Genomic DNA, 16,134 nt, shown 5'->3' with positions numbered 1-16,134 from the left:
CAGTCGGGCCGCAGCAGTCGGCCGGCGCTCTGTGCCGCCGCTCTCTGTTCTGTACTGCGACTATGGTTGTATTTTGGCCTACTCTCCCCTGAGGGAGTGGACTCCGCAGACGTCCGAGACTGAAGGGAGCGGCGCGCGCCAAGCCGGGGCTTCCGTTTATTGGCGCCAGCATTGGGAGCCTCGGCCAAGTGAGGTAGCTCCGTTGTCTCAATCCCTTGTGATCGCCCCAGTTGAGCTTCTGATCGCTCCCCTCGCCGCATGAGTGGGCGAAGTCAATGAATTCACAAGTCCGAGAGAGGATGCCCGTGAAAACGCTTCAGGAATCCACTCTTGCCATCGCCATCGTGGCAAGCACACTTGCGATCGCGGTGCCAGCGTGTGCAAATTCCGCAGCTTCGGAGTAACCGGAGCGCCGTTCCGGCTCAAAGCTGTCGAACCAGGGGGAACCCTCATGATTTCCGGCCATCGGAAGGCGGTCGCGCTCTTTTTCCTCCTATGCAGCGACCGGGGACGGCACGCGTCTCGTCAGCTTCGCGTGGACCGCTCTGCCCCGTTTGCGGCACCACCTCTCAATGGCGCGCCGCCTCTAAGCGGGATACCCCAAAAGGTCGTCTGGCCAGGTCGCGGATGCGCTTAGCGGCCGGCCGTCGATCTCGCTGCGGCGTGCCTGTCAGTGACTTCTTTCGCGACTGAGCAACGCCGATTTCCGTGCACACCGCTGGGCAACGGCTGGGACGGCCCATCGGCGGCCCGGCACGATCGAGGTCGACGTCAACTACATGTACCGCACGCCGTTCTTCGGGACGTCGCTAATGAATTCCGTTCCTCTGGGCGGCTACACCGCGAAGAAAATCCCAGTCGTGGATCTGCGCGAGATCGCAGCCGGACAAAGCGTCGCGATGGCCGCGCGCTGCGCATTGCGCGATCTCTACGACGCATGGCGCCTGCTGCACGTCCGCGGGCTGGATTGGAAACAGGTCAAGCTCGCTACGCTCGCGATCGGGGCGGCCACACGGGACCTGAACTGGCGGACGGCCTCGCTGGACGGATATAGCTACGACGCCAACGAACTCCGCGGAAAATTGCTAACCGTCGTGAAGAGCGACATGTTCGACAAGGACGGCCGCCCGGAAGCCTGGCGCGAGCTCGTGCTGGCCGAATGGCAAGAACGACTGGCGCCCTTGTTCGAACATGATCGCGGCGAGATGTCGTTCCTTGATGCTCTCTAGGAAGAGGGACGGATCGACGTCAGCAGTCTCCAAGGCGATGCCGCCGTCAAGCACGCGATAGAGAACTTCCCCGCGCTGCAAGGAAGGCTTTGAACATCAGGAATCACAACGCCGGTCTTCCGCGCTTGTGGGCAGGCTCCGACGTTACGCCAGAAGGAGAGTAGAATTTCTCCTTATTTGTCACACCAGGACGAAACGGGAGGGCAGGAGAACGGCGGCGGATGCCTGCTTTCAGCCGTCAGCGGGTTCGTGCACCGTTAAACCGAGACGCCCCGCGTGATCGAGCAGATGCTCGACCGACGAGGCCGCCCATTGCCAGCCGCCGCCCGGCGTCCGCTCCCGCATTGTCTCGAGCTGTGCCGCGATCGCCCGCAGACTGAGGTCCGGATCGGAAATGGCAATGCCGGCGAACGAGTGTCATCAATCGATCCTCCGGCTGTCGTCGCTGCGCGCGCTGGACAAGTTCAGGCTTCGCGAGGCCTTCCCGCACAGCGATGCATGGTCGAGCAGCCAGGCGTTGAGTTCCTCCAGGTTTTTGAAGGGAGCCTCGGCGTGAAGAAGCGCTCGCGCACAGCCAGACCTGGTTCTCGACCTGGCCCTTCTCCCAGCCCGACGCCGGCGTGCAGGCCACCGGCTCGACAAGATAGAAATCCGGATCAGCGTCAGCCGTTCCGGCGACGGCTTCGTCGCATTGGTCGCCAAAAGCCGCTCAAGCTCATCGCGCCATGCACCCAGCCGATGCAACGGCTGATGCTTGCGCACGTAGCGGAACTCCGTTTGCCCCGAACGCAGGGACCTTGCGGACCACCTCCCGAGAGACCTTCAATTCCCGGCAGATCTGCTTGATCGATTTGAACCAGCGAAAGCCGGCGCATCTTTGCAATCGGCTTCACAACCAACATCCAAAACAAATGCCTCCGATGAAACCGGAAGCAGTGTCACGCCCTTGCGTTAAGGGGGCCCGTTTGGATGAAAACGACCCCTCAAGCAGGGTCCTTATTCCATGAAAAATCACACTGCGGTCCTATTGAGCGACGAAACGGCAGGTCATGCCGGATGCCGAGCACCGCGCACAGGGGCTTCAACAATAGGGCCGAGAATTGCCATGTGCCGCTGCGAAAGCGGGAGCGGACGATGCAGGGCTTCCGTTCGCCGGGGAAGCCTGCAGCGCTTCGTCTCGATATTCTCAACCTTCCGTAATCTCTTCGTCCAAGCCAGCTCCCGCTCCTTAGATAAGGTGACAGCGCCTGATCGCAGGCCCAGGCGGCCTGACCTGCGGCCTTCGCCGGCCGGTGTAGGCCGCAGCCCGATTCATTAACGCTTGAGCCAGGTCTCGGATTTTCTTTATCGGTCCGGGAGAACGCCTTCGTCAGCCAATCGTCAGCCAGGCGGTGTATCTAGGCCTGCCGCGCCTCATCAGCCTGAACCCAATGCAAACGCAGGAGCTGCGAATCATCATGTATGGTCGAATTGGTGCCTCGTTCGATGTCCTCTACAGCGGCGAAGCTGACGAAGCGAATCAGTCGGGAGCCACCGGGCAAACGGATGTAGGAAGCCAAAGATTCGCGAACATGTTTGCCCGGATGCATTTGGCCGGAGTGGTTCTACCGACAATTCATCTTCGCGTAGGTGGACGAAGAACGGCCCCGGTGAATGGCAGCGCGCAATCAAACCTCCACTCTGTCTCTGAAAAACTGAGGATAGCGAGTGCGGCGTGATGCGATCGCGTGCCAGTCTCGGCCGATCTTGGGCTGCTGGCGTGTACTTTGGCCAGGAGTAGGCCGCGCCGTCTCGGGTCCGGGCTGACCATGACGGTTGACGAAAACATGCCGCAGGTTCCTCAGACCTCATGCCATGCGCCATCTGGGCGATTGCACTTATGGGCCAAAGGCTTGATGCACCATGGTTGAGCGACATCAGCCCGCAACATCATAAGCAGCGATTCTCCCCTTTTATCAGAGATGGAATATGACGGGCATTGGCCGATCTGGCAGATCGCGCATTGGGGATGCTGGAGCCGGATCGAGCAGTTCACGCTCGCACTCAAGCCTAGCCCCTGGGGAAGGCAGTCAATCGTTCGATTCCGTCGTGGAGCGGATGCGCTCTGGGCCCCAAGATAGAGGGACGCCCTCCGCTAGCATGGCGCGCGGTGCCGACGATGCCCTTGGCGACAGGTCTTCCGGTCCCTCCGTTGGCCCAGATCGAATCCTAGGCGCTGCGGCACGGGCAGCCGCTGCGCCACGTGCAGCCACTGCACGGCGGCGCGGCTTTCCCTCAGTGTCGGAGGGTGGAGACACGACGCCGGTCACCAGCCAGCCGCCAACTTCGGGTGTGGCAGTCTCCATTTCCTCGTCAGAGGAAGAAATCAACGCAACAAGGCGGCACATGGATCGCCTGGTTGAGGAACTTGACGCTTGCCGTAATGCGGCCATGCACGCCCAGAACTCGGAGGAGGCGCAAGAGCTGAGCGATCGGTTCATCAAAGCAGGTTCGGCAGTTCTGGAGTACTACGCGAGGCTGCGCCCGGCCGTGGCGCGGAGCATTCTGTCGGACGCTGAGGTCCGTCGATACCGCTATGCCGTGCTCGATGCGGCCCACCAATGCAACGCACTGGCCTCATCGACTATCGCCGCCTTGCAAGACCGCAGAAAGAATTCGGCAGACCTGTTGCAGCGGATTTTCGAATCCAACGCTACCCCCGACCAGCTGAGCCGAGTGGCTTCCAGTGTGGCGAAGGAGCATGCGGCTTGCGTGGAGTGGTGGGGAAAGAAGCTGTTGCGCTCGGAACGGATGGTGTCCGTCTGCGAGGCCACCGCCAACTTGCCAAGCACGACGGCCGAGATGCGGAAGCCCGAAGAGGCCGCACTACGCCTGAATACCGGCTTGGTACTTCATGCGCGGTACATGCGTCTGCAATCGCGGATTGCGCTCATGCAGCTTATGATTGAGTCTCAGGCGAGCACGTTTGAACCGGCCGTGAGGGACGCCCTCATGGGTGAGAACGGGGGGGTGCATCTGCTCGGGACCTTTGTCCAGGATGTTTATCCGGCATTCCTCTCGACGGAGGAAGCCGTTCTGCACAACGACGGAGCGGCACTCGACGCAGAGCACTGCACCGTTCTGGAAGGAGTCATGGAACGGCTTTCGGAATTTGCGTTGGCGTTGCACGACGACATCCTTGCCAAGCTAAGCGATAACCGAACAGGTGCCAGCCTCCCATTCGAACTGTTGGGCCAGATCGTAGACGACGCACGGATCACTGCGCACGAGGTCATGCACTTCCTGGCACTGCAGCTGAAAACGTCAGCCATCATTGCATCCCCGGCCGACGCTGGCGCTACGGTACCGGCCGACACTGCCGGCAAGGCAGCGGCGGCCAAAGGCACCGCTGCGCGCAGGGAGGGGAAAGGCAACCGCAAGCCGGCTGCTGATGCCGCGAGTTCGGCCGGGCGGCCCGAGCCGCAAGTCGCCGCGGGCGACAGCGACACCGCGCCAGCGGACAAGGTTCTCGTGCGCTCGGATCTAGGTACGAAGAAGCTTGTGAGCGCCAAGGAGGCGCATGCGAGTGCGTCGTCGGCGGCGGCACACTCGGCGGTCTGGCAGGCCCCGGCATCGACGGAGGCGTTGGCGCCACTGGTCAAGCGGTCGGACGAACTATTGCAGTTCGATCTGGCTGGTCAGCAAAGGACCGTCTCGCAAGCGCGCCAGATGAAGCCCGAGGACGCCGATCACGTAGTGGGCATCGTGGTCGAGCGCCTGCAGACGCAGCCCGCCGAGATGCAGGCCTGTCTGGACCCGCTGGAAGAGCCTGGTCGACGCGGCCTGCTCACGCCTGCGCATGTGCACGAAGTGCACGAGAAAACAGTCCGGCTCAAGATGAAGTTGTCCGAGGCGCAGGGACTGGCGAAGGCGGCGAACCCGGAATCAAGTCTTGCCCCTGGGGAAGGCAGCCAATCGTTCGATTCCATCGAGCGGATGCACTCTGGGCCTCAAGATAGAAGGACGTCCTTCGCTCGCATTGCGCGCGGTGCCGATGATGCCCTTGGCGACAGATCTTCCGGACCCTCCGTTGGCGCACATCGGATCCTGGGTGCTGCGCCACGTGAAGCCACTGCGCGACGGTGCGGTTTTCCCCCATTGCCGGAGGGTGGAGCGCCAGGTCGAGAAGAAACTTCTTTAGGTTCTGATGGCAAACCCTGGCTCGGCAATAAAGGATCCAGAAGCTGGCAACCAGACACGGTGCCACCCCATAGGCAAACGGAGACCGACCCGGGTGCAGGACCGGGAAGGCGGCGTTTCGTCCATGTAGCCGAACAGAGCTTCAAGCGTGGATACTCGGAACTACTTAGTAACGCTTTACATGACATTTCCTTCGCTGGCGACATCACTAAATTCTCATGCGCTGTGGTGGAGTATGACAGGAAGCTGCAGGGTCGAGCGGACCACGCAACATTCCTGCAAAAGGCCGCTTCCGAGTTCAAACGCGAATTTGTCCCAAGATGGGAACAAGATATCCGCGCCCGGAATACATGGGGGTACGCCACCTCATGCAACACGATGAGCCGGGAGGCTGGAGGTCAGGCAGGCGTGGAAGCTTGCAGGGCCATGGCAGCTCAGGTGTCGAGCCTCGGCAATGCGCTAAACGACGTCGAAAGCAAAACGCTTTCCCTATTCGTATTGTCGTTCAGTCGATATCCCGGGGCGGCGGAATGTTGCAATGGAATGATCCGAATCGCCAGATTTTTTCGTGAGCAACGCGGAGCACTTTCGGAGCTCAACGCTCAAAGTCTCGCCCTGCTGGTCAACGGCTTCAGCAAGTGCCCGGAACAGGAGAACTCTCGTGAGGCCACAATAGCAGTTGCCGCTGAGATTCGCCGCCGCGCTCCCGGGCTCTCTGATTTTGGTCCGCAGAGCCTGGCTATCGTGGTGAACGGTTTGAGCAAGTGGCCGGAAGACGCGGAGTGTCACGGTGCTATAAGGGCAATTGCCAGCGAGGTCCGTCACCGCGCGGGCCGCCGCGATGTCTGGCTCTCTGACTTTAGTCCGCAGAACTTGGCTACCGTGGTGAACGGTTTGAGCAAGTGGCCGGAAGAGGCGGAGTGTCGCGGTGCAATGAGGGCAATCGCCGTCGAGGTCCGTCGCCGCGCGGGTCGCCGCGATGTCTGGCTCGCTGATTTTGATCCACAGGCGTTGGCGAACCTGGTGAACGGCTTCAGCAAGTGGCCGCAGGACTGTCGAGATGCTATAGTTCAAATCGCCGTCGAGGTCCGTTACCGCGCGGGCCGCCGCGATGTCGGGCTCTCTGATTTTGATCCACAGGCGTTGGCGAACTTGGTAAACGGCTTCAGCAAGTGGCCGCAGGACTGCCGAGACGCTATAGTTCAAATCGCCGACGAGGTCGTCCATCACCGCGGCGACCGGCTCTCCAATTTTACTCCCCAGCACTTGTCGAACCTCGTGAACGGCTTCAGCAGGTGGCCCGAGGGGGTGAAGTGCAACGACGCTATACTTGCAATCGCCAACGAGGTTCGTCGCCGCGCTGGCCGAGCGGACCGGCTCTCCAGTTTTACTCCCCGGCACTTGTCGAGCTTGGTGAACGGCTTCAGCAGGTGGCCGGAAAGGACAGACTGCTGCAGCGCTATAATTGAAATAGCCGACGAGGTCCGTCGCCGCGCCGACCGGCTGTCTGGGTTTGATCCGCAGGGTCTGGCGAACCTGGTGAACGGTTTCAGCAGGTGGCCTGATGTGACGGGCTGTGGCGACGCCACGCTGTCGATCGCCGGTGAGGTCTGTCGCCGCGCCGACCGGCTATCTGGGTTTGATCCGCAGGGTCTGGCGAACCTGGTGAACGGTTTCAGCAAGTGGCCTGACGAGACGGGCTGTGGCGAAGCCACGCTGGCGATCGCCGGTGAGGTCTGTCGCCGCGCCGACCGGCTTTCTGGGTTTGATCCGCAGGGTCTGGCGAACCTGGTGAACGGTTTCAGCAAGCGGCCACAAGAGGAGAACTCACGTCACGCCACCGTTGTGATCGCCGGTGAGGTGCTTCGCCGCGCCGACCGGCTCTCCGATTTTACCTCTCAGCACCTAGCGAATCTGGTGAACGGCTTTAGCAAGTGCCCACAAGAGGAGAACTCACGTCAGGCCACCGTTGTAATCGCCCATGAGGTCCTTCGCGCCGACCGGCTGTCTGATTTCACTCCGCAGGGTTTAGCGAACCTGGTGAACGGTTTCAGCAAGTGGCTGCAAGAGCAGGACGCTCGCCAAGCCACAGTCGCGATTGCCAACGAGGTCTCTCGCCGTGACAACCGGCTCTCTGATTTTACTCCGCGGGAACTGGCGATCCTGGTGAACGGCTTTAGCAAGTGGCCGGAAGAGGCGGTGTGCCATGGGGCGATAATGGACATAGCGGGCAAACTCGGCTCGGGAGACCTCCGATTCGGAGCGTTCACCACAACTCAGCTCAGCATGATAGCCAATGCTCTCGGGCGAGGTGTCACGAGGGGAGAGGGCACTGGAGAGATCATAGAGACCGCTCTGCTGAAGAATCGGCTGCACGGTATGGCCCACTACCTTCACTATGCCAGTGATCGCCTGGAGCAGACCCAGGTTCTGAACATCGCCATGATTTTCAAAGCGCTGGCTAAGGCTCAATTGTTTGACGATCTCGGTTTGCTCGCACGCACGGGGTTAGACCGGCTGGCGGAACTGCATCGTGCCCCTGGCTTTGCCGCTGAGAACGACCTCGAAACCATGGGTACTCTCTGCGTCGCTCTCCTGCCGCTGGCGCGCAGCCCGCACCTGCGCTGGCACCGGAGGCGGGCTTTAAACTTGCTGAACGACATTCAACCGATCGTCGAGCACAAGATCGAGGGGCATCTCAAAGCAAGCGATGCCGAGCGAGCCCGAGGGCCGTACTCGAGCCGTTGCCCCGCCTTGTCGATCTATCAAACGCTCAAGGCCCGTGCGGTTTTCGCGGCATTGTTCCGCCGGCCCTATGTCGAAGGCAAGAAGTCCGATTTGCGGGTGAGGCAGGAAGAGCTGCAGCGCAAGACTAAGGAGATTTTGGACAAAACGGGCGGCCTCGTCGAAGGCGATCTTTCCAACATGAGCTGGAACCTGATGGCGGAGATCGCGGCGGAGAGTCCGGTCGATGCGCTGGACACGTTCTTGGCGCAGAATGCGGCGACGGTCCAGGCCCAACATCCAGCGTCCGTGTTCGACGTCCATCAGGTGTTGCGAACCATGGCCCACGAGCCCAGACCTCCGCAGGGTGACGCGGGACTTATGCAGTTGTCAGTGGTGGACATGCAGGGCCGGCCAGTGGCCACGGAGCCCGAGACACGCTATTCGATTTTTCATCGCCTGACCTCCGGGGTTTTGCCCGTCGTCGCGGTCCAGCTGCCAGGAAAGCCGAGCGCGTTCATGCTGGCGCGTACGGTCACCGTCCAGGGTGTGCCATACCGCATGGACCTGTTCGGCGGAAGCAAGTTAAAGCCGCCCAAAAAGCCCGTGTCGCAGATCGCCGGCCGCCTTCCAGGTGTGGCGAGGGCAGAGTCCTCCGGGGGAAAGCTGCTGGCGATTCCGTATGCCGAAACGGCGCCGGGCACAGCGTTCGAGCAGCTGTCACGTGCCTGGGCCCCTTTCAAAGAGGCATACTATTACACTCAGCGCAGGGGTTTTGCCGCGCCGCCGGCAATCAAGGAACTAGGTCCTCGGGACTACGCGCTGGAGGGCGCCTTCAAACTGTCGCTGCTGCCGGACCGTCCTGCCAGCGAGGAGCATCCCTTCAAGCTGACTGGGCCAGAAGGCCCGATCGCCTTGCGGCCGCATGATGGTTGCGGTTTTATCAAGGCCTCGCTGGCCAACCGTATGCCAGCTGTAAATCGCGCCCGCCGACAGGAAGGTCCTGATCGGGTGCCTGCCTTTGCTGAGGGAAGAAGAATGTCCGTTCCCGCATCGGCGCTGCAACACTATCCCCGAAGCGAGCCGGTGACCGATGAGGCGCGGGAGAAGGCCAAAACCTGGCTCGAGAGCAGACAAGGGCGAGAGTTGACGTCTGAAGAGTTGTTTCGCACCGTGACGGCCGGACACATCGACGGTCCCGGCGCGGTTGCCGTACCGTCCAGCGATGACTGTCTCCATGTGCCGACGCTCAAGAGCGAGACGTTGATGGGGGCGAGCGGCGTGCTGATCGGGCGCTCGCCCTACGACAAGCCCAATCTGCGCCCGTTTGCCGCCGAGCGAGTCAAGTCGGCCGTTGAGGGGGACCCGACCGCTGTGTTCCTCGAAAACTGCACAGCCATCCAATACAGCTTCAATGTCGCGCAGAAGTCGGGGAAGGAACTGGCGGGCGACGATCCGACTTTTTTTGCCAAAGGCATTCTGATGGTTGTGCCGGATAAGATGTGGCCGGCCGGCTACGCCGACCGTGGGCTGGTGTTGTCTGCCGAGGACGTCAAATGCCATTCGAGCTGGACCTCGAGCAAGGACCGCGCCAAGGTGGACACGCCGCTCGAGTGCGTCGGCATCCTGCAGGCTACCGAGGTGTTCGCTCCGGGCTCGTTGGTTGCCGTCCCGATCGGTGAACAGAAAAAACTTGACGGAGACTTCGACGGGGACACCGTCGTCATCGTCGGCGACCGGCCGCAGCTTTATGAGCATGTGCGCCAGTTCGATCGCAAGGAGCAAGCTCTCGGACTTCCGTCGCTGAAGCCGCCAAAGTCGCATACCCCGGCGCTTGAGGGCGACAATTACCAGTTCGGTCGCGCCCGCCAGATCCTCGCCGCCACGCAGGATGTCCTGGGAACCTATAGCTGCCTGCAGCGAAACTTTCTGGCTCAATCCCATGAAGCACAACGCTGGTTTGCCGAGCGTGCTGTCTTTGGCACCTATGAGGGCGTTCACCACGAGCTCAGGCGAGAGATCCGTCAGCTGTTGGGCCAGGAAGAGGTGAGTAGCCAAGATATCCAGAACACGTTTGCGAGAGCGAGGAGCGAGATTGAGGTCGCCAAACATCTGGTTGCTCGCGAAATGGCCGAGTTGCTCGTCGACAACCTAGCGGCATGGGCAGTGAAGCCGAATGAGCAACCCCTGCCCGAAATAATCGAAAGCTCGAACGCCGCAAACCCGAGCCTCAGCGCAAGGCTCTGCAACCTTTTCCCGGATCTGGCGGAGACCTATCCGGCAACGCCTCAGCCACGAGACCGCATCCAGCTTTTACTCGACCACTATCCTGCTCGCATCGATCCCCGCCCGGATGGTTACAATGCGGACGACCTCGTAAAAAGCGCAAACAACTTGCTGAGCCTCGGCATCAAGGTCGGCACCGACGCCTATAAATCCGATACTGGCGCCAACCTCTTTTTCCAGAAGAGCAGTCATCTTCAGCGGCTCCTCTACGAGACGCCGGGCCTGAAGTCCGTGCCCTACGTCAAGGGCGTGGCGGCGACCCTCGCCCGCGGAAGGTTTGATGTCGATGCGACCTTGGAGGATCTGAGGGACAACCCCACTCTGGCGGCTTCAATCATGGAGACCTCGATCAAACTCGCTGCGGAGCAGGGCATTTTGCGCAAACCGTCCGGCCTCCGGCCAGCCGCCGACGATGCTGACATGATCACGCTGACCCGCGAGCAGGCCTCAGAACGCGCCCAAAATGAGGCTGGCCGAGCTATAGCCGAAGAGAGGAAAATCACCGCAGCGGCACGCGAGGTTGCCGGAATCCTTGCGCAAGCCGGCATCGAGGTGAAGATGCCCCATCTGGAGCGCCGCTTGAAATCGCATGCCTCCATGACAGATCAGCTCACCGGCATGAGCATCCCACCCAGCAGCGCCCCACAGCTCTTCAGCAACGCGGTACGCCACGTCTTAGAAATTCCTGACAAGGATTTTACACGTGCCTTCAAGAAAGCCATGCTGGCCTTCGAGGAGCGGGACTACACCGAACGCCAGACAACCAACTGGTTCAGAATGCGCAGTCCGACTTTCGTCGGCATCAAGACAGTGCTCACCACGGCGGACTCTTATCGCTTCGAAGTGGAGTTCCACACGCCAGGCAGCTATCAAGCCAAGCTTGCCAATCACGACAGCTATAAAATTCTCGGCAGGCTGCGGCGGCAATCAAGGGAGGATGCTTTGGAGCAAGCTGAGGCCGAGAAACTGGTGCAGCGGACGAGAGAGGTTTGCACAGAGATTGCGATCCCCGACGGCGCCCTGGGCATACCCCACTGGGGAGCCGAAGGAGATCGTAAGGACGGTGCCGCTGCGGCATTTGGATTGCGAGCTTTCGATGAATCAAGAATGCCCGAGATCGCCGGGTCAACGGAGGCAAGAGAGATTATCGCGGCGACTTGTTCACACCGCGCAAAACCAGGGTGAGCCGCAGCTCCCCCGTGCGGTTCTTGACCGGAATGGTATCGCCGATGTGCGGAAGCGAACAGAACAGCCATTTTGCCTGTGAGTAAGCTCGCGCTCGCTTGGCCCTTCTAAGGTTCAAGCGCCTCCAGCGGCCTCGGCCTCCACGACCCCAAAAGTCCCCATGGCCGAGGCCGTCTTTAAGGCTACCGATGGCCCCATGTCGCCGATGGACCCTTCGACATTCAAATGGAAAGTTCCGAACCTCGGCGCCGAGCCGGCCACAGACGCCTCAAACGAACCGCGGCTCGATGTCCGACAGCCGAAACGAACGCTATGGCTGCACCAGTCCTCTCCGGCCGCCTTAAGGAAGCTCTGCAAGTCGTAGGAAGTTTGCGAACAGTACGTCCCCTTGTGGGGTGAGTATCGACTCTGGATGGAACTGCACGCCATATGTTGGTTGATCGCGATGGGCGAGGGCCATGAGTTCCGCATCATCCGAGCGTGCTGTCACCGTCAGGTGACGGGCAGATGAAGGATCCAATTCGACGATAAGCGAATGGTAGCGCCCCACACGAAGTGGAGACGGTAGTTCTTTGAAAAGCCCGCCGCCTTCATGTGTGACATACGAGGACCGACCGTGCATAGGACGACGGGCGCGCGTTACGCGTACGCCGAACACCGTCCCAATGCACTGGTGTCCGAGACAATTCCCGAGAATTGGCACCTGACCCGAAAGTTCACGAACGACGGCTGTCGATATTCCAGCCTCAATTGGAGTGCACGGACCGGGGGAGATGACAACCGCGCGGGGCTTGAGGTCAGCAAGTTCGCTCACATCCATCGCGTCGTTCCGGACGACACGTGTTGCTGCACCAAGCTTGCGAAAATATCGCGCAATGTTGAAGACGAAAGAGTCGTAGTTGTCGATAATGACAATCAAGATGCACCGGCGTCTTCAGCAATGAATGCGCGAAAAATGCGCTCTGCCTTTGCAAGGCTCTCCTCATATTCGGCGGCCGGATCGGACATTGCTGTTATCCCGGCCTGCATGGAAGACGGCCCGGCCGTCGCCGATCGTTACGGTGCGAATGGCAATATTTACATCCATATGTCCATTGAATCCTATGTAGCCTATGGCCCCGCAATACACCTCTCGCGCCACACGCTCGATATCCAAGATAATTTCCATCGAGCGTACCTTGGGAGCTCCGGTAACAGAGCCGCCGGGAAAGCAGGCCCTAAGTAGGCCTACGGCATCCTCTCCGTGTGCTAGCTCACCCGTAACGACGGACACGAGATGGTGCAGTGAGGCATAGGACTCGAGATTGCATAAGGACGGGACGTGGACTGATTCAGGCGTGCAAACGCGCGAGAGATCATTGCGCAGGAGGTCGAGGATCATGGTGTTCTAGGCGCGGTCTTTCTCCGAATGTACCAGCGTCTCAGCGCGACGCCGGTCTTCCTCGCAATCAGCAGAACGCGCCACCGTCCCCTTGATAGGTCGCGTTTCGACCTGTCGCCCGTCAAACTTTAGGAAACGCTCGGGCGAGCTCGATGCAATGGTGAGCTTGCCATACCGAAGAAGGGCGGCAAAGGGAGCCGGATTCATTTTCCGCAGCTGACAATAGAAGGCTATCGGATCGAACGAGTTCGCCAGGCGAGCGCTGAAACGCTGCGCAATGTTGACCTGGAAGGCGTCACCCGACAGAATGAGATCAATCACGCGCTGTACCGCCGCGATGTATCCCTGGCGACTGAAGTTTGAATGCCATGAGCCGGCCTCGCCTGGTTTAAAATCAGGAGGAGGGGCTGAGACTGTAAGCAGCCCAACAAATCCTTCGGCTCTTTGGCGAGCTCTCTCACGCCGGCGAACTGGATCCTGCTCCGGCCACCCGGTAGAAAGGATCCAGCATCTATCATGGCGATGATCGAAGCTTATCACGACGTCGTAAAGATGTAGGAGTGCCTGAGGCAAGCGATGCCCCCCGATGGTCGGCACCGGCAATCGCTCCAGCGTCCTGTTCAGCTCGTGTCCAAAAAAGCCGGCGGCGCCGCCCTGGAATGCCGGGAGATCGGCGCGATGCATTTGCGGATAGTTGGCTAGCAGAGCGCGAAGTGCCACCCACGGATCGCCCACAATGGACTCTCCGTTGCAAATACCTCTCCCGTCCGCGATTATGTAAGTGATGAAGGGATCGCACGTCACATACGAGTACTGCCCGAGCACCGCGTGTCTCGATGCGCTATCCAGGAACGTGAGGTGCCTCCGATGTGCGAGGCGTCGCATGGCTGTGACGGGCTCAATCCACTGCAATTCCAATACATGCATTAGTCTGTCGCTCAGCGATACATGGCCGATTTTAATCCCGTCCGGCGAAGGCGTGCCTCGTGGGCACCCAAAAACCCCTACGTGCCTGCCAGGTTAATTACGCCGGCGGGTAGGGCCTGCCAAATGGCTCCGCATCTGTTGACATGCTGTAATCGGCCGCGAGACGTAGCTCTCGGAGCGGTCTTACCTGCCGGATCGACTCCTGGTAAAGCTCGTGCGCTTTATAGGCTACCAGTTCGACATCGTCGTCGAATTCACCGTAGACGATCACGTCAATTTCGTTGCCAGGCCGGTCACTCTTGCGGTTGCGAGCGACCTCAAGCCGGCGTGCGTGCGGGATTTTGGCGAATACGGAAAGGCCGTCGACTATTTTGTCGACATGCGCCTAATCTTTTGCGGTGAAGAATACGATGTGTCGAATCATAGATGACCGTCGGTGATCGCGAACATTCCGGTTTGACTTCGCCCAAAGCGACAGATGCCTCATCGCAAAGTCTGCAAGCCTCGGGCAACCGTTCAGATGCCATTGCACGGCAGGCGCCCTGCACCATTGCGGTGGCGGGTGTTTAGCTTGCTGTTCTTCCTCCGCTATTACGCAAGGTAGACAATCTCTGAGACGAAATTCTGCATCGAAGTAAGGAACCGCCTGATCATAGTCGCTAGGACAAGTTCAGCAGATGCTTCCGTCGACGGTCATTAGCTTCGCGCGGATCTCGTGCATGAAACGGTCTCACTTGCAGGATCGGCGCATAAGAACTGCAGCAAAATGCGCTCCTTCGTTGAATACAGGCTGGGTCACAAAACAGAAGGGGGAAGGCCGCCGCCAGCCCCTGAAGCGATGACATCGACGCGTGACTTCAAGGTTGATTCCGCTCTTCGGCTGATCACCGCAGAGAGATGATCGTGAAACGACTTTCAATCGCGGAACGTGGCGATAGTCTTAGCCATACATGTCGCCTGGGAGGAGCTTATCGTTTCGGCGCTGCTCGTCGCGAAGTAACGAAGAAGGGTAGTACCTGGTGCAGACGCTTGCCTGGAGGCGCTTCCAACGCGCAGCTGCATCGCGCCGGAAGGCTGCGCTGCCTTCCGGAAAGTCGCTGAAATGCTGCTCCGCCTTCGCCAAGTTTTGGGAAAAAATGGCCGCCCGAGGTGCCGCGGTTCTGATCGAGCACTCCTAGACGGCCTTCACTTGGACCGCGTTGCTTGCATGCGCGTGAGAGCCCAACGCGCTGGTACATCGGTGGATGCGATTGCCCAGGGAAGCGCGGCTGCCATTTGCTTGACATCAATACAAGTAATTCGATGGTCTATCCTTAGGCAAAGCCTAGCGGAGGCAAGACATGCGCAATCTGCTGTTTGTCGCTGCTAGCACTTCCCATGCCACTTGGCTTTGTCTCGCCTTCGGGCATACGTCCTGCGACCCGCTTGGCAGGACGCTCTTGTCTGCAAGGACGTATCTGGGGGATCCTGGCAATTGCCAGTTCTCGTTCGGGGACGGACGCCTATTGCGGTATCGACCCGACATACGCATTGGCGTGGCGGGTAGAACGATCGCGCTGACAACCAGTACAAGACGCCACGAAAAGACGCACCAAGGGAATGCGGGGTGTTGTTACGAAATCGTGTCTTCGACGAATAGTAATGGCCTTTGAACGTGTGCAGCAGAAGCTGCTGACCTCGCAATGGCGGCCGCCGCTTAGATTGCGACCGCACTACTGCGCCTTAACCCCGCTTAGCCCTTTTTGCATCGCATGACTTGGCTGGCCGTGTCAAACTGTCGAGTCTTCGATGGCCTGACGCTTGGGTTGCCACGGCTGCTGCGAATTGAGCAGCAAGCCGACGGCAAGCGCACCGGCGCCTCAGGTCAGCGACGCCTCTAAGCGGCTCGCCTGACACGTCTGTACGGTCGGGTTATCCACACGCCATCGAATTAGCGGCGGCAGACGCGCGTCTGCATAGCTTTCACGATCTGCTGCGCTGGAAAGCACTCCCATGCTTGCATTTGACGAAGGCGCGGCGGTCACTCCGAGCTCGTTTGAAGGATTTCACCGCGGAATACGCGCAACGCAATTTTCGGCCGACAGGCAGGGGTTCATCGAACTAATCGATCGCGATATGCCGCTACATGCGCGTTTCGCGGCATCGTGAGCACGGATTTCAGCGCATCGTGAGCAACGATTTCAGAGGATCGTGAGCAGCGATTTCAGGCGATCGTGAGCAACG

The 16,134-nt window shown here is 60.1% G+C and carries 5 protein-coding genes and 3 pseudogenes; 4 read left to right on the top strand and 4 right to left on the bottom strand.

Annotated elements, in window-relative coordinates:
• Positions 1 to 812 precede the first annotated feature (812 nt).
• Together IVB50_RS01075 and IVB50_RS42615 are read left to right on the top strand one after the other, a co-directional pair.
• The gene (locus tag IVB50_RS01075) at positions 813 to 1,229 is read left to right on the top strand and encodes a hypothetical protein (RefSeq protein ID WP_245288516.1); all 417 of its coding nucleotides are present in this window, start codon (positions 813 to 815) and stop codon (positions 1,227 to 1,229) included.
• 400 nt (positions 1,230 to 1,629) lie between these two features.
• Positions 1,630 to 1,785 carry a hypothetical protein gene (locus IVB50_RS42615; RefSeq protein WP_346771294.1) on the top strand — a complete coding sequence of 52 codons (156 nt, stop codon included), beginning with the start codon at positions 1,630 to 1,632 and terminating at the stop codon, positions 1,783 to 1,785.
• A gap of 92 nt (positions 1,786 to 1,877) precedes the next feature.
• On the opposite strand, the pseudogene IVB50_RS01065 reads toward IVB50_RS42615, so the two are convergent.
• Positions 1,878 to 2,131 (bottom strand): annotated as a pseudogene (locus IVB50_RS01065) (IS21 family transposase); the annotation flags it as partial.
• A 114-nt stretch (positions 2,132 to 2,245) separates the two neighbouring features.
• Between IVB50_RS01065 and IVB50_RS01060 the strand changes: the two are divergent.
• A pseudogene (locus IVB50_RS01060) lies at positions 2,246 to 2,439 on the top strand (DDE-type integrase/transposase/recombinase); the annotation flags it as partial.
• A 758-nt stretch (positions 2,440 to 3,197) separates the two neighbouring features.
• Entirely contained in the window at positions 3,198 to 11,603 is an 8,406-nt protein-coding gene (gene xopAD, locus IVB50_RS01055; RefSeq protein WP_346771293.1) for a XopAD/skwp family type III secretion system effector, read from the top strand.
• A 340-nt stretch (positions 11,604 to 11,943) separates the two neighbouring features.
• Here the strand turns inward: xopAD and IVB50_RS01050 are convergent, their stop codons facing one another.
• The 3 genes and pseudogenes from IVB50_RS01050 to IVB50_RS01040 all read right to left on the bottom strand — a co-directional run bounded on the left by IVB50_RS01050 (position 11,944) and on the right by IVB50_RS01040 (position 14,251).
• A complete protein-coding gene (locus IVB50_RS01050; protein WP_247293999.1) occupies positions 11,944 to 12,522 on the bottom strand; it encodes an aminodeoxychorismate/anthranilate synthase component II in 579 nt (192 codons plus the stop codon).
• Positions 12,519 to 13,911: pseudogene (gene pabB / locus IVB50_RS01045) on the bottom strand (aminodeoxychorismate synthase component I). The gene IVB50_RS01050 and the pseudogene pabB overlap by 4 nt, the downstream one beginning before the upstream one ends.
• 97 nt (positions 13,912 to 14,008) lie before the next feature.
• Complete coding sequence (locus IVB50_RS01040) at positions 14,009 to 14,251, bottom strand: Dabb family protein (protein WP_247294003.1); 243 nt, start codon at positions 14,249 to 14,251, stop codon at positions 14,009 to 14,011.
• Positions 14,252 to 16,134 lie beyond the last annotated feature (1,883 nt).

Source organism: Bradyrhizobium sp. 87 (assembly GCF_023073015.1).
GTDB classification, from domain to species: Bacteria; Pseudomonadota; Alphaproteobacteria; order Rhizobiales; family Xanthobacteraceae; genus Bradyrhizobium; species Bradyrhizobium canariense_D.
The sequence above is the reverse complement of the archived record's forward strand: the minus strand, read 5'-3'. Positions and strand labels throughout refer to the sequence as shown.